15 protein-coding genes are annotated in these 20,424 nt (G+C 40.5%); 11 read left to right on the forward strand and 4 right to left on the reverse strand.

Annotated elements, in window-relative coordinates; genetic code table 11:
• Positions 1-79 precede the first annotated feature (79 nt).
• From ACHWSC_RS05290 to ACHWSC_RS05310, 5 genes are all read left to right on the forward strand, one after another.
• Positions 80-616: an RNA polymerase sigma factor gene (locus tag ACHWSC_RS05290; protein ID WP_394676035.1), complete on the forward strand. Its 537-nt coding sequence runs from the start codon at positions 80-82 to the stop codon at positions 614-616.
• A gap of 140 nt (positions 617-756) precedes the next feature.
• Positions 757-1,719 (forward strand): FecR domain-containing protein, encoded by a 963-nt coding sequence (locus tag ACHWSC_RS05295; RefSeq protein ID WP_394676036.1) that lies wholly within the window; start codon positions 757-759, stop codon positions 1,717-1,719.
• A 106-nt stretch (positions 1,720-1,825) separates the two neighbouring features.
• A complete protein-coding gene (locus ACHWSC_RS05300) occupies positions 1,826-4,486 on the forward strand; it encodes a TonB-dependent receptor plug domain-containing protein (protein ID WP_394676037.1) in 2,661 nt (886 codons plus the stop codon).
• Between the two features lie 37 nt (positions 4,487-4,523).
• Positions 4,524-5,765: a hypothetical protein gene (locus ACHWSC_RS05305; protein ID WP_394676038.1), complete on the forward strand. Its 1,242-nt coding sequence runs from the start codon at positions 4,524-4,526 to the stop codon at positions 5,763-5,765.
• 57 nt (positions 5,766-5,822) lie between these two features.
• Positions 5,823-6,974, forward strand: a complete 1,152-nt coding sequence (locus tag ACHWSC_RS05310) for a PepSY-associated TM helix domain-containing protein (protein ID WP_394676039.1) — start codon at positions 5,823-5,825, stop codon at positions 6,972-6,974.
• Positions 6,975-7,105: 131 nt separating this feature from the next.
• On the opposite strand, the gene ACHWSC_RS05315 is transcribed toward ACHWSC_RS05310, so the two are convergent.
• The 3 genes from ACHWSC_RS05315 to ACHWSC_RS05325 all read right to left on the reverse strand — a co-directional run bounded on the left by ACHWSC_RS05315 (position 7,106) and on the right by ACHWSC_RS05325 (position 11,898).
• Positions 7,106-8,155 (reverse strand): YncE family protein, encoded by a 1,050-nt coding sequence (locus ACHWSC_RS05315; protein WP_394676040.1) that lies wholly within the window; start codon positions 8,153-8,155, stop codon positions 7,106-7,108.
• A gap of 78 nt (positions 8,156-8,233) precedes the next feature.
• On the reverse strand, positions 8,234-9,499 hold the full coding sequence (locus ACHWSC_RS05320; RefSeq protein WP_394676041.1) for a hypothetical protein: 1,266 nt from the start codon (positions 9,497-9,499) through the stop codon (positions 8,234-8,236).
• A 5-nt stretch (positions 9,500-9,504) separates the two neighbouring features.
• Positions 9,505-11,898, reverse strand: coding sequence for a carboxypeptidase-like regulatory domain-containing protein (locus tag ACHWSC_RS05325; RefSeq protein WP_394676042.1), 2,394 nt, complete (start codon positions 11,896-11,898; stop codon positions 9,505-9,507).
• Between the two features lie 154 nt (positions 11,899-12,052).
• Here ACHWSC_RS05325 and ACHWSC_RS05330 point away from each other — a divergent pair, with 154 nt between their 5' ends.
• The 6 genes from ACHWSC_RS05330 (at position 12,053) to ACHWSC_RS05355 (ending at position 18,013) form a co-directional block, all read left to right on the forward strand.
• Positions 12,053-13,204, forward strand: a complete 1,152-nt coding sequence (locus ACHWSC_RS05330) for an alpha/beta hydrolase (protein ID WP_394676043.1) — start codon at positions 12,053-12,055, stop codon at positions 13,202-13,204.
• Positions 13,205-13,232: 28 nt separating this feature from the next.
• Positions 13,233-14,282 (forward strand): YncE family protein, encoded by a 1,050-nt coding sequence (locus tag ACHWSC_RS05335; RefSeq protein ID WP_394676044.1) that lies wholly within the window; start codon positions 13,233-13,235, stop codon positions 14,280-14,282.
• A gap of 94 nt (positions 14,283-14,376) precedes the next feature.
• Positions 14,377-15,357, forward strand: a complete 981-nt coding sequence (locus ACHWSC_RS05340; RefSeq protein ID WP_394676045.1) for an ABC transporter permease — start codon at positions 14,377-14,379, stop codon at positions 15,355-15,357.
• Entirely contained in the window at positions 15,354-16,307 is a 954-nt protein-coding gene (locus ACHWSC_RS05345) for an iron chelate uptake ABC transporter family permease subunit (RefSeq protein WP_394676046.1), read from the forward strand. The genes ACHWSC_RS05340 and ACHWSC_RS05345 overlap by 4 nt, the downstream gene beginning before the upstream one ends.
• Positions 16,280-17,062 carry an ABC transporter ATP-binding protein gene (locus ACHWSC_RS05350; protein ID WP_394676047.1) on the forward strand — a complete coding sequence of 261 codons (783 nt, stop codon included), beginning with the start codon at positions 16,280-16,282 and terminating at the stop codon, positions 17,060-17,062. Before ACHWSC_RS05345 ends, ACHWSC_RS05350 begins: the two co-directional genes overlap by 28 nt.
• 159 nt (positions 17,063-17,221) lie before the next feature.
• Positions 17,222-18,013 (forward strand): siderophore ABC transporter substrate-binding protein, encoded by a 792-nt coding sequence (locus tag ACHWSC_RS05355; protein WP_394676048.1) that lies wholly within the window; start codon positions 17,222-17,224, stop codon positions 18,011-18,013.
• An 83-nt stretch (positions 18,014-18,096) separates the two neighbouring features.
• On the opposite strand, the gene ACHWSC_RS05360 is transcribed toward ACHWSC_RS05355, so the two are convergent.
• Positions 18,097-20,409 carry a TonB-dependent receptor domain-containing protein gene (locus tag ACHWSC_RS05360; protein WP_394676049.1) on the reverse strand — a complete coding sequence of 771 codons (2,313 nt, stop codon included), beginning with the start codon at positions 20,407-20,409 and terminating at the stop codon, positions 18,097-18,099.
• Between the last annotated feature and the right edge of the window lie 15 nt (positions 20,410-20,424).

Consider the following 20,424-nt stretch of genomic DNA (forward strand, 5'->3'; position numbering starts at 1 on the left):
AGTGATTCATACATATTTTTTCAATTATTTGAATTCATTCTAAATAGCGTTATCTTTGAAGACTGAAAACAAAGAGACGATGGTGAGCAAAAAAAACATATCAATTCTTACACTGGATGAATCCAGTTTTGAAGAACTGTATAAAACCTATGCTCCCAAAATGTATCGCATAGCATACAGCCAGATAAATGATCAAGATATTGCCGGAAATATAGTTCATAATGTTTTTCTTTCTATTTGGGAGAGGCGTGATACGTTGATTATAGAAAAGCCCGAGCATTTTCTTACCCACGCAACGAAACTCCAAATTATTAAGAACTTTAGAGATGCCGCCAACCAAAAGCAGCATCTCCAAAGTTCTTTACTTGGCTATAACGAGGCCGATTATAGCACACAACATGAAATATACTACAACGATCTCTCCGATCGAATACAAACGCTTATCAATAAGCTGCCACCACAATGCCGCCGGGTTTATATGATGCGGGATCAGCAGGGATTGGATAATTCGCAAATCGCTTTTCAACTAGGTATCTCGCTCAGTGCCGTTAAGCAGCATATTGGTAATGCCCTCTCTTTCCTTCGCGCCAATTTGAATGATATAGATTCTGAATAATCTTTTTTTATTGATATACAGTTCGTTGTGTTTTTTTTGTAGAAAGCAGCTGTACTTTTAGCTGCGTTATGGAACTGTTATTATAGAGTGTATTATTTAGACTGAATAAATTTGTGTAAGGCTGCTCTTAGGTAATCATAATGAAAATTACGGAAGAAGAAATAAAAAGGTATGCAAGCGGTCATTCTTCTTTGGAGGAAAGAAGACGCGTTGAGACTTGGTTAAAAGAGAATGACCAAATGGCTGAGCCAGCACCCGGAGAAGCGGAGCAACTGCAGTCAGAGTGGAATAGGCTTTCAATTAACATGATAAAGGACGTAAAACTTGTCGATACTCCTATTAGAAGAGTTAACTCCAAATTATTGTCTTCTATTGGAGCGATTGCAGCAAGTCTGGTTATGCTTATTGGTTTAGGCTGGCTGGCCTACCAATATGTAACTCCCGTTCCGACCCTGAAAAATGCGGTGTTAAAAAAGGTACATACAGAGGCGGGACAACGTTTGACAGTAACACTATCTGACGGTTCGATTATTGTGCTGAACGGGATGAGTGAACTTGAGTATCCAGAAAAATTTGATGGTCAGCAACGATTGGTGAAATTGCGAGGAGAGGGATTTTTTAATATTGCACATGACGAAAGTAAGCCATTTATTGTTAACACGGACTCTTCTTTCACCCAGGTACTTGGAACGCGATTTAATTTAAAGGCTTATGCCGATGACGAGCAAGTTGTGATGACGGTAGAAAGAGGGAAGGTACGTTTTGGTCGATATGATCAAAGAGATCAGGTCGTGCTTACAAAAGGTATGCAAGGAATTATGGACTTTCACAAAGCAGTACGAAGTAATCAGGTACTGCCTGAGGACGCCATAGACTGGACAGAAGACTCATTTGTGATAAAGAATGAGCCATTGGCCAACGTCGCTAAACGTTTAGAAAGACGTTATGCTGTAAAGGTCAATATTGAATCTCAATCCTTACGTTCACTGACAGTGACAGGGACATTCAAAAATGCTGAACTTGAAGAAATCTTGCATAGTCTAGCCTTTAGTACCGGAATAAATTATACGATGAAAAATAAAACAATCACAATTAGAAAATAGATGAGGAAGTAAAAAATAAATAAAAAAAACCGGTATGCTGTCGACCAAAACTACATACCGGACTATGAAAAATCCTAACAGTATTTATCCATAATTTTTGCAAAATATGAAAATATTTTTAGCGCAGCAACCTTATGCTTTTTTGTTGCGCATAATTTCCTGTGCACTACTGTATACATTATGTTTACCAACCTTTACATTAGGCCAACAAAGTTCGCTTCTAGAGAAAAAAGTGACTATTGATTTTGACGATGTAAAAATATCCCAGGCACTTCAGCAGATTGAGGAACATATACAATGCACATTTGTATACAGCCCTCAGCTTTTGAATACTGATCGCAGGATCTCAAAAAAGTATAGACATGAAGAGTTGGATCGCCTACTTACAGATTTATTTTCAGGTAAGAAACTCAAGTTAAAACAGAACGGTAATCAAGTCTTTATTGGTTTGTCAAGTGAAAAGAAACAACGAGTTTATGGGCGAATAATTTCAGCTGAGGGGCCACTTGCAGGTGTATCGGTTTCGCTAGGAACAATGAATACTACCACAGATCATCATGGACAGTATAGTCTCTCTGTTTTGGTAGATCAGGACTATGTTCTGCGTGTCAGTAATGTAGGGTATAAGGCGATTTACCGCTCATTTTTTTTAAAGGAATCGTCTCCGATGCTTATTAATCTAGAATTGCAGCCCGATCAACAAATATTGGAACAGGTCGATGTTGCCGCAAAGACTGCGAGTCAGGCGGTCAAAGAAACAGGATTTAATGTCAATGCGATTGAAGTTAGTAAATTCAATAACAGCACGCGTGATGTCAATCAGATTCTTAATACCACGACCGGGGTCCGAATTAGGGAGTATGGAGGACTAGGGTCCGATTTTAATTTTTCACTGAATGGTCTCTCCGGTAAGGCGATACGTTTTTTTATCGATGGAATACCTATGGAAAACTTTGGTATCGGTATGAATTTTAATAATATTCCCGTTAATCTGGCTGATAGACTCGAAGTGTACAAAGGAGTAGTGCCTATTGAATTAGGTTCCGATGCGCTGGGAGGTGGTATCAATATGGTCACCAATAAGGGCGCGAAGAGTTATCTAGATGCGAGTTATAGCCTGGGATCTTTCAATACACATCGTCTTTCGTTGAATGCACAGTCCGTCAACGATACAACCGGGTTATTGCTAAAGTTGACCGGATTCTACAATTATTCGGACAATAACTATTGGATGCACAGCAATCCAAAGTATGATGCGGCAATCTTGGTGCCCGATGGACCCGATAGTTTTGTTGAGAAGAGCGTTAGGCGTTTTCATGATCAGTATAAGTCGGCTATGTTACAGGGAGAGGTTGGCTATGTAAACCGCAAATGGGCCGATGCATTTGTTCTCGGTATGTTATATAATAACCATTACAAGGAGTTTCAGACTGGTCAGAGCCAAAATATTGTTTATGGTAAAGTCAATCGTCACGGTGACTATTTTATGCCTACCCTACGTTATAAAAAAGATAATTTGTTTTTAAAGGGCTTAAATGTATCTGCTTTTGCAAGCTATGCAGTAGATAAATATACTGTCGTGGATACATCTAGAACAACCTATTGGTGGGACGGTTCGGTACGGAGCAGCCAAAATAATTATGGCGAGTTTGGAGCCTCCATTAACAGATCGTATACAAATTATCAAAATTCATTTTTATTGACCCGCTTAAATCTGAACTATCGTTTCGACGACAATAATCAGCTTGTATTCAATCAAAATTACAACGACGCCAGACAGAAATCCGATGAAGAGCTGAGCCAAAAGGTGTTTAGCCCCTCTGGCCAATCCAAATCAGTGTCGGGGCTATCGTGGCAGAATAAAGCTCTTGGAAATGCACTACATACTACTGTTTTTGCAAAACTTTTTCATTTTAGAGTAGAATTGGGCGAGGTGACCGGGGGAAAAAATCCCAGGGAGGCACAGAAACGGGGCTATGATAATTTTGGGTATGGTTTGGCAAGTCGCTACCGTATTGATAAAAATACAGGATTAAAGTTTTCTTATGAACATGCCTACCGTCTGCCTGAGCTCGTCGAAGTACTTGGGGACGGTGTAAATATTATTGCTAATCCAGATATTAAGCCCGAAAGTAGCCATAATCTAAATCTTAGCACTGACTATATCTTCAGAAATGGTGCGCATTTCTACAGTGTCGATATCGGTGGTTTTTTCCGTAATGCCAAAGATTTTATTTATACCATTCCGGCCGGTAATAACACCTCCCAATTTCTAAATGAAGGTAAGGTGGTTGTGTTTGGAGGGGAGGCCGAGCTACAATATAAATATGCGCGGATTTTAGAATTTACATTAAACGCCAGTTATCAAAAGTCTAAGCAGAATCAAAGGTATGTCTATGGAACACAAACGCCTAGAGCCAACTATGGTAATATGATCCCCAATCAGCCTTGGCTATATGGTAATCTCTATTTGTCTGTAGGCAAAAGTGATTGGTTGGGAAAAGGTACAAGGTTACAGTTTGATTGGTCAAGCCAATATTACCATAGTTTCTATCTGACATGGGAAGCTTGGGGCAGTACGCAATCCTTAAATGTAATTCCAACACAGCTGCTTCATCATGCTGGTATTACTTATTCTTTAAGAGATGGCCGTTATAATATTTCTGCCGAATGCAGAAATCTCGGGAATGAACTCGCCTATGATAATTTTCGCCTGCAAAAACCGGGGCGCTCTTTCAATCTCAAACTACGCTATTTTATCCAATAATATTCACATTTAACATAATTAATTATCACATATGAACATGACCAAATTTACTATACTGGCGCTAGCTGCGCTTTTTATAGGCACTTCAGTCCAATCTTGTAAAAAAAGTAACACCACAGACAATCCTGATCCTGAACCCGAAACCGAAAAAACATTTGCTGTAGGTGGGCTTGTGATGGATCCGGACGGAACTTATCTTTTTCAAAATAGTACACTTTCTACGGGGGAAATCTCTTTTTTGGGAAAGGGTGCAAATGTAACTAGTCAGGAACCCGGATTCTTGGCCTTCATGGCAAAAGACGGTTATTATTATTCCTATAAATCTGCTGAAAATACGTTGACAAAATACAAATATACCAATCAGAAATTGGAGACCGTGAAAGTAATTCCTTTTGTTTTAGCGGAAGGCTACCGCTATAATCATCAGTGGATTGACAATACAAACTTGTTGGTATATGGTTATCAGGGGGCTTATAAAATTCTTAATGTCGAAAGTATGACAGTGACCAAAGAAGGTAAGTTCGATCTTCCAACAAAAGCTGGATTAACTGGTCCTATCGTTGGATTTGCTGAAGTTAAAGATGGCAAAATGCATGTGGGGTACTGGTATGGTGACGAGAAATATCCGGTTGCTGTAAAACCTGGTAAAACCAATTATGCGACAGGTACAGCCTATTTTGCAGTATTTGACTACCCGGCGATGAACAATCCTGTATATAGCGAAGATAATCGATCGACGAGCCCAGGAAATGATCGAAATGGCGTATTGAAGACATTTCGATACAATGATGATTTGTACATTCTTACATCTCCTTTTGAAATGGTTGCCCAAAATTGGGACAAGCCTCATGGTATCTATCGGATAAAAAAGGGAACAGCTGTGGTAGATCCGAATTATTTCTTTAATCTATCTGAAAAATTAAATGGTGATCCTGTATTAGGTGGAGGCTATGCCGGAAATGGAAAACTCTTGATCCGTAGAATACGTATGGATAAGGCGCTGACTTGGGGTTCTTATGGATTTGGTAACGTACAGGAATTTCATGTGCTAGATATGGCTACAGGAACACTAAGTAAATTGGATTTACCTTTGGCAAAAAGTCAGCCTACAGCTCCAAATATTTTGGCAGATGATGGTAAGGTTTATTTTCCTGTAAATACAAAAGATATCGATGGGAATTTTTATATCTATAGCTACGATAGCGCAAAAGGAAAGCTGGAAAGAGGAATCAAAGTGAATGATGTGGATGGTGTAAATGGTCTTTTTAGAACAAAATAAATAGCATATAGTCGCTATGTTACCAAATGGTAGTATAGCGACTATTTTATGAAAAATATGGCACAATCTAAGAAGTCTCTATTCAGAAGGATCAGCAACTGGTTTCATCTCTGGCTAGGGCTTATTTCGGGAATCGTCGTTTTTGTGGTTTGTCTTACTGCAGCAATATGGACCTTTAGGGATGAAATTGTACTTGTTTTTACGCCGGGACAAAAAGTTGAAAAGATGGACAATGTGTTTTTGCAGCCATCTGAATTAAAACGAGCCGTGGGAAAATTTGAGAAAGAGATTGCTCCAAAAGGTCTGGGAAAACTCTATTCTCTGGATTACAGGGATAAGGATAAAAGTTGTTTACTGACTTACGGACCCGACCCAGATGGCAATTACCACGATCTATACCTTAATCCTTACAACGGTCAACTTCTTTATCATCGGCTAAATGAGGATAAAATAACCAAATTTAATGATTTTCTTCGTGCCGGACATCGCTTCTTTTGGCTGCCAAGGCCCTTTGGAAGCTATTTTGTAGGGACCAACTGCCTGCTATTTCTTATTACTTTGATTACTGGTTTTATTTGGTGGTATCCTACTAAATGGACTAAGTCTACCAGAGATAAGAGTTTTAAAATCAAATGGAAAGCAAATTGGAAACGTGTTAATATTGATCTTCATAATGTATTGGGATTTTACACCCTAATTATAACTGTTATTCTAACCGTAACTGGAGTTGTATTTACTTTTCGATGGTTTGACGACGGCTATCATTGGTTGATTACAGGTGGAGAGACTAGATTGCACCATCCTGAGAAAGGAATTTCCGACACCACATTGCTCAGTACATCCTTTCGCTATCCTGACGATGAAATTTGGCGAAGATTCATACAGCACCAAAATGTGAGAATTAAATACCCCAAAGAAGCAAAAGATGTATATACTGTTTATATCAACCCGACAACAGGGCATAATGATTTGACGACATGGTATGAATTGGATCAAAACAGTCTGGCAATTGTGGGAGAATCTAAATGTGCAAAAATGTCATTGGGGCAGAAAATTTATCGGGCCAATTTTGATATCCATGTAGGTACTATTGGTGGAATGCCGACGAAAGTTTTGGCTTCTTTTGCCTCTTTAGTGGGAGCTTCATTACCCATTACTGGATGTGTTATTTGGTATAATCGTAAATGGGGTAAAAAGCGAAAACGGTGAAATTTGACGGATTGTTTATTGATCTTATTGATTGTATTTTTATAGGTTCTTATATTTAGCTAGAGGCTTGCATAATAGCATATGCTTTCGCAAAATAGTAATTTTTGCGAAAGCATAACTAGGGGTACAAATTAGATTTTTGTGATTTTTTGAACCGTGTCGCCATTTTCTAGACCTTCTTCGGCTTTGCGAGGACTTTTATTGGTCACATAGACACTGCCATCCTTTTCATTTATAACCAGTGTATTCGGTAAGCCTTTTGTTGCAACGCGCTCAATTACTTGATAATCTTTCATGTTGACAATAGCTACTTCTTTTTTGTTCCTATTAGCAACATAAACCAGGTCATTTTTGCTGTCGTAGACTAAACCGATAGGGGAGGCATCATAACCAAGATAGATCTTATTGATAATATTGCCTGTCTTGCCATCTAGTATGGTAATGTTGTTGTCATTAGACTGGCTTACAAAGAGACGATTATTGGATTTGTCCACGGCGATATTCAAGGGACAGTAAGACCAGGTTTTCCATTTACCAACAAGTTTGTGATCTTTTGTATCGTATACCAATATATTGCCTTCCATTGTTTGGCTGTCACTACTGTAAAGCCTGCCACGTTGTTGATCTACATTTAAGCCCAGAAGAGAGGTGCCAGGTGCTGTAATGGTTTTTTTATAGGTGTTGGTCGCACCATCGACAACCCAAATTGATGGATCACCATGATCTGAAACATAGACCATATTGTTTTTCTCATCAACAGCGATCTCTCTGATCTTAGATTTCTCGCGACCGCTTGGAATTAGCGTTTGTTTCTTTGTTTTTAGATCAATGGCACTGATACTTTGCTGAAGGCTATGACCTACATACAGGGTCTGTGTCGTATTGTTGATGGCAAGGCCAAATGGGGTATTTTTACCGATGTTGATCGAATCGACAACAGCGAGATTCTGACCTGATAATACATACACATATTGGTCACTTTCAGCCTTAAATCCTCCCTTAGGACCTACGACGTAAATTTGGTCACTAGCTGTATTGAAAGCTAATTGGTATAAGCTTGCATTGATTTTTTGATTGGATGCGATCTTATATTTCGGTGCAGGACTTTCTTTCTTGTCTTGCGCAAATGCACTGCCCGCTACGAGCAATGAAAAAAATAGTACGGATGATTTTAATTTCATATCGAGTGATATTTAGGGGAGTACTGAATTGTACTCCCGCAGGTGAATTAATATTGGGCTATAAATTATTGTACTTAACTATTTAATAGTAATTTTATGCAGACCTGAAACAGATCCACCGGCGGTGACGTTAAATAGGGCGCTTGCCTGGGTACCCTTAAGCTCATAGTAACCATTGATATCTCCCTTTTTAGTGGTTGCCCGAAGTAAGATTCTACCATCGATTTCGAGTGCACAAAAGGCTGCACCGGGGTTAGTGACGGGCGGGATCCCGGTGATTTTCGTGCGCTGGCGGGTAGCAATATCAATGTTGTAAAATTCCCAGACATCTTCAAAGTTGATATTACCTGTAGGACCACCTGTCAGTGCAGTATTAGGAATAACAGTAATGATTTTACCGTCTTTTGCAAAAACGGAGACAAATTTTCCACCAGGTGTTATATCGTCCATATTTAATGACCAGCTTTTGTCAATATCAGTTTCACCAGACTTGATACGTACAATCTTAGATTTTCCACCGGTTGCACTGCGACCTTGCGTTACGATGTAAAGATCACCGTTGCTGTCAAAATCATACATTGTATTGTCGTTTATATAAGCGATTGATCCTGTATCTTCGATTTTGATCGTCTTTTCATACTTACTACTAGCAATATCAATTACTGCAATATAGACATCCGGGAAAAAGTCATCAAAAAAACCTTTTTGGGTACCATCTGTCTTGGCATAGGTGACGTTGGCATAGAGTTTACCTTGCTTAACGGCCAAGAATTTCTGCCCGATAGACCTGTATTTTATGGCCGATTCATTTTGACCTCTTTCGTTGATAATGGAACTCAGATCAATGTCTCCGGTGCGGCCCATCGTACCTGGATTGAAAGTCTGTATTTTTAGTGGTGCAGCTGCATCCCAATAAAAGCCCTTATTTTCATCTAAGATTACAAAGTTTCCGGTACCATTGGTTGTATTGTCGCCCGCAATAAATTTTCCGTTCGTTATTTTCCCCGATGCATCCACAGTCAGCTGTTGGATCCCATAGGCATTAGACTCCGTATTAAACATTTTTAAAAGCCAATTGCCATATGGACGCCAGCCACCAAAGCCAAATCCTTGTAAGCTATTTGCTCCATTGTTGATGATATTGCCGCTCGGTAATGCATCAAATGCAGTTGCAAATCCGGGTTTGTTAAGCGTGTTTTCGCTCATACTTATCAATACATATTTCGTGGTCTCTGTTGATGGTGTAGGCTCAGGTACGACGCTGTCTTTATTGCTGCAGCTCGCGGTTATTATTCCGATTGCAGAAAATAATACTAATTTTTTTACTTGTTTTAATGCATTCATGATACTTATGGTATTTGATAACTAAGTTTTAAATAAAAGCTTCTGCCGGCACGTTGGATCCGGTAGTAGTCATAAAGATTTTTATTGAGCACATTACGCACTTCAGCTCCAATCGTAAAACCGCGGTAGGAAGGATTGTAAGTAAACCCACCATTCAACAAATGTTGATTAGGTATGATCAAGTTGGAGTTTATGTTAGTATTACCTGATAGCCCCAAAAATCCGTTTGGTTCCCATGATTTGGGAATGGTTTCCAGGTAAAACTCCCGCATAAAATTGTAGTTGAAAAACAGGTCCAGTTTGTCCGAACCCCGGAACAAATTTTCATAGCTGCCCTGTAGACCAACATTAGCAAAAAAGTATGGCGTATTGCGCAAGCGCGCATCGTTCATCCATTGGTCTTTTTCAGATGTAATGCCATAAAGGCGCAGGTTGGTCCAAGTCGCGTTGGTATTAAATCGATAGTTTTTCCAAAAGCGGTAATTTAAGTCGATGTCGAAACCATACCCCCTAACATTTTCCTGATTTTTGTATTGCGCATTTGGTGCATCTATGGTCACCAATAAGATCTGATTCTTGGTACGGCGATAAAAGACGTTCGCTTCAATATCGAGTGAGGAAAATAGCGTTTGTTGGTACCCAAGATTAACATTGAGACTTTGCTCAGGTTTCAATTCAAAGTTTGGAACAATGAAAATATTGTTGCCAAAAAGTTCTTCGCGCTCAGGAAGACGATAAGTATATTCGCCCCCTAACCGGAATAGTGATGTGGTGCTCAGACGATAACGTATGGCATCGGCTAGACTCCAGTAGTTTCCTCTGACGGTCCGTCTGTCTTTTTCACCGACGTTAGCCGATAGCCAGGTATTTTGTATGCCCGATGCGTTATAGTTGTAGTATTTGGCCATCAACTGGTTTTGGAGCTTTTCATCAAACCAGTAGTTATCAAGACTAAGTCCCAAAACCTGCTTTTTGTAAGTTGATTTGAGCTGTAGCACATCGAGTCCCGTTTCTTCAAGTTTAGGACCGTAGGGGTCTGCTCCGCGTCTGTTCACTTGGGTGAAAACATAATTGAGTCCCAATTGTGTATGTGCATTGATGCGGTAGGAAAGGTTGCTGCGTGATACAACCTGATGTTCGTTGATATGCGATTGGGATGGTAGCCGAGTTTCACCGATAGTTGTTTTTGGTGTAAAATCTCCGTACCAGTCATAGCTACCGCGTAGCGTATCGATGCGCTCGGTCTGTAGATTATTGTATGATACAAATTGATCAAAATGGAGTTTGTCATTCAGCAAGGCTTTCTTATAACGTAAACTCGGAGCCAAGGTATATTGCTTGGAACGGACTGCACCATACGCATCGGTCATCATGGCGGGATGCTGTTGCTCGCGGGCGAGGTCAAAACCGATTAGGCTGATGCGTAACTCGTCTGCCCAGATTCGATTTTGCAGCTGAGCGAATATTTCCCCATAAAGATGTTTGCTGCCGTTATGAAAGAAAGGTAAACGGACCAGTTCAGGATTTTTCGTCAGCGGGTCAGGTACCTCTACTGTTGCCTTGTAATTGTTTTTGGCGTAATTATAATACATTTCGCCACCAAATAACCAACGATTATCTTTGCTCGACTTGCTGCTCTTCACACCAAGCCGATGACTATTGAACGAGCCTATTTCGTAATAGGCATTTGTCTGTGTTCCATTGGTTTTGCGCGGGACGAGATTGATTGCTCCCCCAAGCGCGTCGGAGCCGAGATAAATTGGAAGTATGCCTCTGTAAACTTCGATATGATCAATTGCTTCAAGGGGCATAGTTGCAATAGAGTAGCCATCGCTAAGATAATCCAAAGGGATACCGTCTTTAAAATATTTGATCGCTTTCCCCTGAAAGCCGTTTACCGAAACATCTGGATTACTGCCTGTGCCACCACTCTGGCGAATACGGATTCCTGGTGCCCGATTCATTAGCTCGGTTAAACTTGTAGCCTGTGTCGAAACGGCCCTTGCATCAATCAATGTGGTTTTAATGGGTTGTAAGCGTTGACGCTGGTGCGCACGTCCTTCCACCTGCGCCTCATCAAGCGTAGTTGACGTTTCAATTAATAACACCTCAATGGTAATTTGCTGACCATTTTTTCTCTCCAGTTGTTTCTCCTGAGTTACATAACCTAATGCAGAGACCTTTAATTGGTATTTTCCTGAAGGTGATTTGGCAAATGAAAAATAGCCTTGTTGATCACTCTGTGTTTCTAGCTCCCCAAGGCGTATTGTGGCTGAAACCACCGGCTGCTTGTTTGCATCATAGATGTGTCCGCTCACAGTACTGTGCTCTTGAGCAAATAGGACTGTTGTGTGAAGTGCAAATATGGAAATGCCGGTAAGCAGTGTGGATCTTATCATGTTATTTTTAAAGAATTTCTCGGAATATTTTACATTAACCCTGATTGCAAATATATACTTATTTAGATTCATTAAAAATAATATTTGAATTTTATTTAGAATATGTCTAAATTGCGACAGCTTTTAGGAAGCCTAGTTAGTAAAAGGGAGGTTGATGATGCAGTCTGTAAAAGATGAAAAAAAATATGAAGTTACTGTTGAAGTGCATAACACAAATCCCGATCATATCGGTAAGGAATGCTATTTAACGGGCAATTTTAATGGTTGGGCTATGCCAGGATACAAACTTGGAAATATCCCCAGTGTTGGAGAGAATTTGCATGCAGTCATCGCTGATGTTGCTGCCGGCACGCTGGAGGTTAAACTAAATCGTGGCGACTGGAAGTCCTGTCTTGCTTATGGTGATGGTCGTATCGCAGAAGCAATTTCTATCGAAGTGCCCGAAAAAAAACACCTGCGCATCCGGGCTAATCACTGGCGTGACGAATTCCCCAAATCAACAGCAAGTCCACAGGTACACTTACTTGATCCAGCTTTCTATCTGCCAAATCTTGCCGTCCATAGACGGCTCTGGATCTATATTCCGAAGGGTTATGAAAATACCGATAAAATGTATCCGGTCATCTATATGCATGATGGCCAGCAACTGTTTGACGAAGCAATTTCAATAGGTCGTGCAGGACCGGTAGAATGGAAAGTAGATGAAACGATCGATGCGGCGGAAGTGAAGGCGATCGTGGTGGGGATAGATCATGCGGATTCGTACAATGAGCGACTGGATGAATATCTGGTGAAACCTTTTGATACCGTGGAAGCTCCTCGGGGACTTTTATACCTTCGGGATATCATCGAAGTCATTAAACCATTTATCGATCGGGAATATCGGACGTTGGCAACAGCAAGGTATACGGCTGTGGCAGGAAGTTCTGCTGGAGGGCTTATTACGCTCTATGCCGGTCTTTGCTATCCTGAAATTTTTGGGACTGTAGCCGCTTTTTCTCCTTCCCTATGGATGGGCAACGACCTACTGGAACGCTACGAGGCCATGCCCACTGATATGAAAGCGCATGTGGCTCAACAGGCTTATTATTTCTATGCTGGCCGAAGGGAGATACGTCAAGATAAATATTTGGGAAAGATAGACCTAGCTGCGGATATGGAGAAGTTTGTGTCGTTTTTCGCTAAACAAGATACTGCATCGCTCAAAACTGATATAGATCCACACGGAAAACATGGAGCCCTCTATTGGCAACGTGCCTTTGTTCGGTTTTACGATTGGTGGACAAAGAAATATATAGTTATTTAATATTTATTCATTTCTAATCTTTTGTTTTATGAACAAAAACAATAATAATCTTAGCCGTAAAATGCTGCTTAGTATGGCTTTACTTGGACTATTAGCTACGCCTGCGGCTCAAGTTTTGGCACAGCAGGTCGACAAATCTGCTCCAGCAGGAACGGGTATATATGAGGCTGTGATCAGCAATAATGATGGTCATATCTATGTGACAGCTGCAGGATCCCGAAATACACCTGGGGGAGCAATATACAAGTTAGACCCAACGAGTCTATCCGTCGTCGATAGCATTAGTTTAAAGGACAATCCGCCATTTGGTATAGCCATTAACAACAAAACCCAGACAGTTTATACGACGAATACGCGTAGCAACTCGGTAAGCGCAGTAGACATCCGCTCCGGAAAGCTGTTGGCAACCATTACTCACGGTGGCGAAAAGTCCCATACGCGTGAAGTATTGGTTGATGAAAAAAATAACCTGATTTATGTTTCCGATGTGGGCGATCCGAGCAGTATCTGGGTCATCGACGGTAAAACGAATAAATACCTGCATACCTTAGAAAATATTGGAAAGACTGTTACTGGGATGGTGTTCGCGCCCGGCAATAACAATGTGCTTTACGTAACAGTCATGAGTGATAATGCGATTGCCAAAGTAAATACCAAAACACGTAAGGTGGAGAAAACGTTCCCATCCGGTGGTGAGGCACCCGTAAACATAGTGAGCGACGGAAAGTATCTGTTTGTAGCCAATCAAAAATCAGGAACAATAACTGTATTGGATGATAACGGTAATTTGATACACAGCATCCCGACAGGAGCCGGAGCTATCGGTATTGCATACGATGCTGTAAAAAGTAGAATTTACTCGGCAAATCGCCAGACAGGTACTACGTCTATTATCGACGCAAATACTTTTAAGGTGATCGCTGATCTGCCGACAGGTTCCCACCCGAACAACGTAAAAGTTGATTCTAAAACGGGTATAGCCTATGTTGTCAATAAAGCAAAAGGCGGCCGCCCGGTTGAAGGCCAAGCTGTGGTCAAAGATATAAATGGTGATACGGTAACACGTATTGTGGATTAATAATAAGATATTTCCCTTACAGTCTTTGGGATGATCTCTGATGAGGAAATCCCGAAGACTTTGTTATTAAATGGACTGCGCTGAACGAATAAAAATGAATAGAAATGTGATTGGGGAGAGACCTCGGCGCGGATTAATGACCCTTTCCGCGGTTGTTGTTGTGCTGATCTTGGCTTGGATCTCACTTTTTACTGGGGCTCGCCATATTAACTTTTTGACCCTATGGGATGACCGAGATGGCATGTTAGTCTTCTTGATTAGTCGGATTCCGCGTACCGCGGCACTTATACTCGTGGGTATTGGTAGTAGTATAGCAGGCTTGATCATGCAACAGCTTTCTCAGAATCGTTTTGTATCTCCAACGACCTCCGGAGCGCTCGATGCTGCCAAAATGGGAATCTTAATGGCCATGATCGGAATTCCAGATGCATCCCTACTTGTTCGCTTATTGTCTTCATTAGGATTTACATTTCTCTTTACATTGCTTTTTATCCTTTTTGTGAGTAAAATACAATTAAAAAGTAACGTCTTTATCCCTCTGGTGGGGATTATGTTTGGAAGTATCCTCAATGCACTATCCACATTTTTTGCATTTAAAAATAATATTGTACAAAATGTGCAGGAATGGTTATTGGGTGATTTTTCAGCCATATTGCAGGGGCAGTATGAAGCTATCTATTTTATCCTGCCCGCTGTTGCAATTGCTTATTTCTACGCTGAAAAATTTACTTTGGCGGGAATGGGACGCAGTTTTGCCATCAATCTGGGGCTTTCCTATACCAGTATTGTCAATATCGGACTGCTCACTGTTTCCATGGTAGTTAGTGTATCGGTCATCACCGTTGGCGTGATTCCTTTTGTAGGCCTTATCATTCCTAACTTAGTCCGTTTATTTTTGGGGGATAATATTCGTAAAACCTTGCCGATTATTGCTTTATCGGGAGCTATATTCCTATTGCTCTGCGATATTTTTGGACGACTTATCGTTTATCCCTACGAAATTCCAATTGGTGTTACTGTGGGTGCGATTGGAGGTCTGTTATTTTTGTTTTTTATTTTAAGAAAGCGTGGATGAAAAATCGGACTAAATTGATTGTTCTTACCTGCTTCTTGATCTGTACCATACTACTATTTTTAGGGTACGACCTCAAAGGGAATCTGGAGTATATCTTAAGCCGACGTTTCATTCGCTTGGCGACTATGATCCTAGTAGGGACCAGCGTGGGCATTTCTGCGATTATATTTCAGACCATCACCGGCAACCGCATTCTGACACCTTCCATCATGGGCTATGAATCTATTTTTATTCTATTCCAGACCTTGATCGTATTTTTTTTGGGAGACAGTGCGCTACAGACTATTTCACAAGAAAAGAATTTCTTTTTTGCCGTAACACTCATGTTACTCTTTTCGCTGATCATGTATTTACTGGTGTTTCATAATCAACAGCGAAATATGTTTCATCTGCTGCTCATCGGTATGGTCATGGGAGCACTATTTCAGTCTTTGAGTCAGTTTATGCATATTCTGATCGATCCAAACGAGTTCTCGGTAATCCAGAACTTTATGTTTGTTTCTTTCTCAAAGATGAATACTAAGTTATTGGGGATTGCTGCTGTGACATTATTGATCGCTCTGATTTACCTCTGGCGTTTAATGCCCTATTTGGATGTACTCAAATTAGGAAGGGATCAAGCTATCAATCTGGGTATTCACTATAACCGTTTGATCAAACAGCTGCTGCTGCTTATCTCATTAATGGTATCGGTATCTACTGCATTGGTGGGGCCGATTACATTTTTGGGGATTTTGGTAAGCAATATTACCTATGAACTTTTAAAGACACATAAGCATCGGACGATGCTTGTTTTCTGTGCTATGCTTTCCTGCTTATGTTTGGTACTTGGACAGTTTTTGATCGAGCATGTGCTGAAGTTTTCAACTACGGTAAGTATTGTGATCAATTTTATAGGTGCTATATATTTTATGTTTTTACTATGGAAAGCGCGAAAAATAATCCGTTGATTTTTGACAACATCAAAAAGCTGTATGGAAGGCGAACTGTACTGGACAATGTGTCCGGGGCTATCGCTCCTCAGGCTATAACTTCTTTAATAGGCCCCAATGGTGCCGGAAAAAGCACCTTACTGGGGATTTTGAGTCGCCTCTTACAGCAAGATGGGGGGCGTGTCAGTTTTTATGATTGGGATATAAAAGATTATGGATCTAATGAACTCGCAAAGAAGTTATCCATCTTGCGACAGACCAACAACCTTGATTTGAAGCTGACGATTCGCGATTTGGTGTCCTTTGGTCGTTTCCCGTATTGTAAAGGGAGGTTGAGTGAACTCGATTGGAAAAAGGTAGATGAGGCGATTGCTTTTTCAGATTTGCAGGATATTCAGGATCAGTTTGTAGACGAGTTAAGTGGAGGACAACGACAACGTGCATTTATTGCCATGATCATTGCCCAAGATACCGACTATATCCTGTTAGATGAACCGCTCAATAATCTTGATATGAAACATTCCGTACAAGTCATGAAAACTCTTCGACGGCTGGTAGAAGATTTAGGTAAAACAGTAGTACTCGTAATCCATGAGATCAATTTTGCAGCCCAATTTTCAGATTATATTATCGCATTAAAAGAGGGGCGAATCTGCTATAATGACTGCACCGATGCGGTCATTGCATCACCTATACTAAAAGATATTTTTGGAATCGAATTCGATATTATCGAACGTCACAATAAAAAAATTTGTAACTATTTTAATCTCTAACAAGATATGGTATATGTATCGACTAAGAAAGTAATAGCTTTCATACTGAGTATTGTTTTACTTGCTTTTGTAGGTTGTAAATCAGCGGGAAAAAAAAGCGGAGCGCCACAAGATTCGCTGGAAATTGTGCATAAGCTGGGAAAGTCTAAAATAAAAAAGATGCCCGATAAAATTGTTGTTCTGGATATCGGTGCTTTGGAGACGCTGCACGAACTAAAGGTGAAACCAGCTGGTATACCCAAAAAATTTATGCCCAATTATCTGGATGATCTCAAAAATGACACACAGGTGGCCGATGTTGGATCCGTAATTGAACCTGACTTTGAGGCGATTAGTCTATTAAACCCCGACCTGATTTTGATCTCAACGCGGCAGGAGCGTTTTTATAAGGAATTAAGCGATATTGCTCCGACCATCTATATCGGTACAGATAATAAAGATTATCTAAATTCTTTTGAACACAATACGCTTCTGCTCGGTAGTATTACCGGAAAGGAAAATGAAGCGAAAGCAAAACTTGAACAAATACAGTCCCAAATTCAGAAAGCCCGCGACAAATACGCCAAAGATCAGCACAAAGCATTATTTCTATTGTTTAACAATGGACGTTTTAGTGCATTTGGAAAAGGATCCCGATTTGGATTTATCTATGATGTCTTGCAGTTTAAACCAGTAATGGATCTCAAGGATGAATCTGTACATGGTCAGAAACTGTCAAACGAGCTTATCGCACAGGCCAATCCAGATTATCTTTTTATTGTAGACAGAAATGCGGCAGTACTTGGTAAAGTTGCCAATAAAGCCGATGTTGAAAATCCACTGGTCAAACAAACGAAAGCATATCAAAATCAGGCAATATACTATTTGGACCCGAATGTTTGGTTTATTTCCGGAGGAGGACTTACTTCAGTAAAGTTAATGACGGACGATATCTTGCGGATGGTCAAATAACAGTTTTTAATTCCTGTCTGCATGAAAATGCTTGACGGATACAATGAGAAGAAATTCCCGCTAAAGTTTAGCGGGAATTTTTTTTAAAATTGATATTTTACTGACGCAGCAAAGTTTCTCGTTGGTAAAGGATTATCATTTATTCCCCAAATCTTTTGGTTACCAATATTGTTTATCTTGAAAGCCAATCTTACTTTAGACTGCTCATAGAATAGTGTTCCGTCGGTTAGAAAATATGCATCTGTTTTTGGATCAAGCGTATATTTATTGATTTCACCAACATAATTTGTTCCGCCGCCCAGACCAAAGTTTTGGAGGATACCAGTTGAAAATTTGTAGGTTACCCATAGATTACCATAGTCTGCCGGCAGGTAGTTTCTGCTGGTAACGGCATTGCCATTTTCATCTTTGTTGGTGAAGGTATTTTTATTGTAGCCATATCCAGCTGTAAGATGTAATCCGGCCAAAGGCGTTGCCTGTAGATCGATTTCATAACCTTTACTTTTCTGTTTCGAATCTTGGAAAGTATACCCTTGTTGGTTTGTCCGAACAGCATTGTCGATGGCAATATCAAAGAAACTGACCGTTGCACTCAACCTATTGTTAAACAAATCTGTTTTCAGCCCGAACTCCAATTGATTTCCGGAAGTAGGCTTTACGTTGAACAGTGTTGCGTCAGGCTGCCTGACAGGAGCATTATTCTGAAAACCATTGGTGTAATTTCCAAACACACTAAATTGATCTTTGAGTAATTGATAGACAGCTCCAAATTTTGGCGATATGGCAGTCTGGTTGTATCCGCCGTCGAAATCACCACGCATCACGGCTGTTCCCTTATTGTTCAGCCGGTCTACCCGCAGCCCGAGCAGTACAGACAATCTATCTGTCAAGTTGGTGACACTGGAGGCGTAGGCCGCATAGACCGAACTTTGTGTTGTCTGATAACCGTTTATCAGTGTCTCACGTTTTGCTTTGATTTTTGCTAACGACAAAGGGGAGTAAGCTTCAGTGATGGTAATAACATCTTTATATTCTTCGCCCAAATATCCCTTGTCGACAGACCTGTAGTGATATACATCGAGTCCTAGGACAACCTTATTCTTTAGACCAGCCAGGGTGAAATCACCATTAAAAAATTGTTGAAATTGGTAGACATTTTCATCAGTAGCCGAACTACTTGCCGTTCGCTCCACTTGGGTTGGCGATAAAAAACGAGCTCGTGTATAGACGCCTTCATTGATGGTATTACTATTTAACGAAGCAATGGTCGTGGACTTCCAATTGTCCGAAATCTGATAATCGGCTTTGGCGAAGATATTTATCCCACCACCATCAAATATGGCATCGTTACTTCCAAGCGATTGGTTATGCTTGAGTGGCAGCTCTTTAATATTCTTCAACCCCAATGCACTGTAATCGATGTAAGGTAGCATGCTCATTTTGGCATTTGTCAGTTCCGTATTAAGCGAAACATTCAGCTTTTCATTGATCTTAAACAGAAAGGATGGTGCCACAACATAGCGTTTGTTGAAACCCCAGTCCATAAAAGTGTTTTCAGACTGATAGGCCGCATTTAAACGAAATAGTACAGATTTATCGCTTGTTAGCGGAGTGTTTACATCCGCAGCAAGACGATGGAGATTGTAGCTTCCAAGGGTGTAATCGATAGCTGTACGTGCGGTTTCAAAAGGCTGTTTTGTAACAAGATTGATAAGCCCGCCAAAGGAAGTTGTACTGTTGCCATATAGCGTACCCGCAGGTCCTTTTATAGCCTCCGAACGTTCAACAACGGCAGGGTCAATACCCGACCAATTTGAGGATGCAACGCCGTTCCGCATACGCACACCAGTCCAAAACCCACGGAGTACAGTATAGGCAAATCCGTTATTGACGAATCCATAAGCAACCCCTCCTCCAGCAATATTACGTAGCGATTGCTTATAATCTGTCGTAATCTGCTGTTCCATAATCTCCTTACCAACGATGTTGTACACTTGGGGTGTCTCAATATCTTTTAATGGCATACGGGATATATAATCCGATTCCTTTTTCGTCGCCTTGTAATTCCCATTGACGATAATCTCATCTAATGCGCGACTATCCTCTAAAAGAACAAATTCAATTCTCATATCGGTATCCGAAAGTGTTATATTTTGCTCTTGATTTTTTAAGCCCACATAAGACGCAATTATTGTATAATTTCCGGGAGCAAGGTTATTAAACCTAAATTGACCAGCCTGATCAGCGACGGTAGATTTTTTGTGGTTTTTTAATGTGATGGAAACTTGCGGTGCAGGTTTTCGGTCAGAGGTACTGACTTGACCACGGATCGTCAGCTTCTGGGCTAATGAAATCTGTGATACGAATAGAAATGCTATAAAAGCAATTGTTTTCATGATGGTTGTTGATTG

It is taken from the genome of uncultured Sphingobacterium sp. (assembly GCF_964277905.1).
Classification (GTDB): domain Bacteria; phylum Bacteroidota; class Bacteroidia; order Sphingobacteriales; family Sphingobacteriaceae; genus Sphingobacterium; species Sphingobacterium siyangense.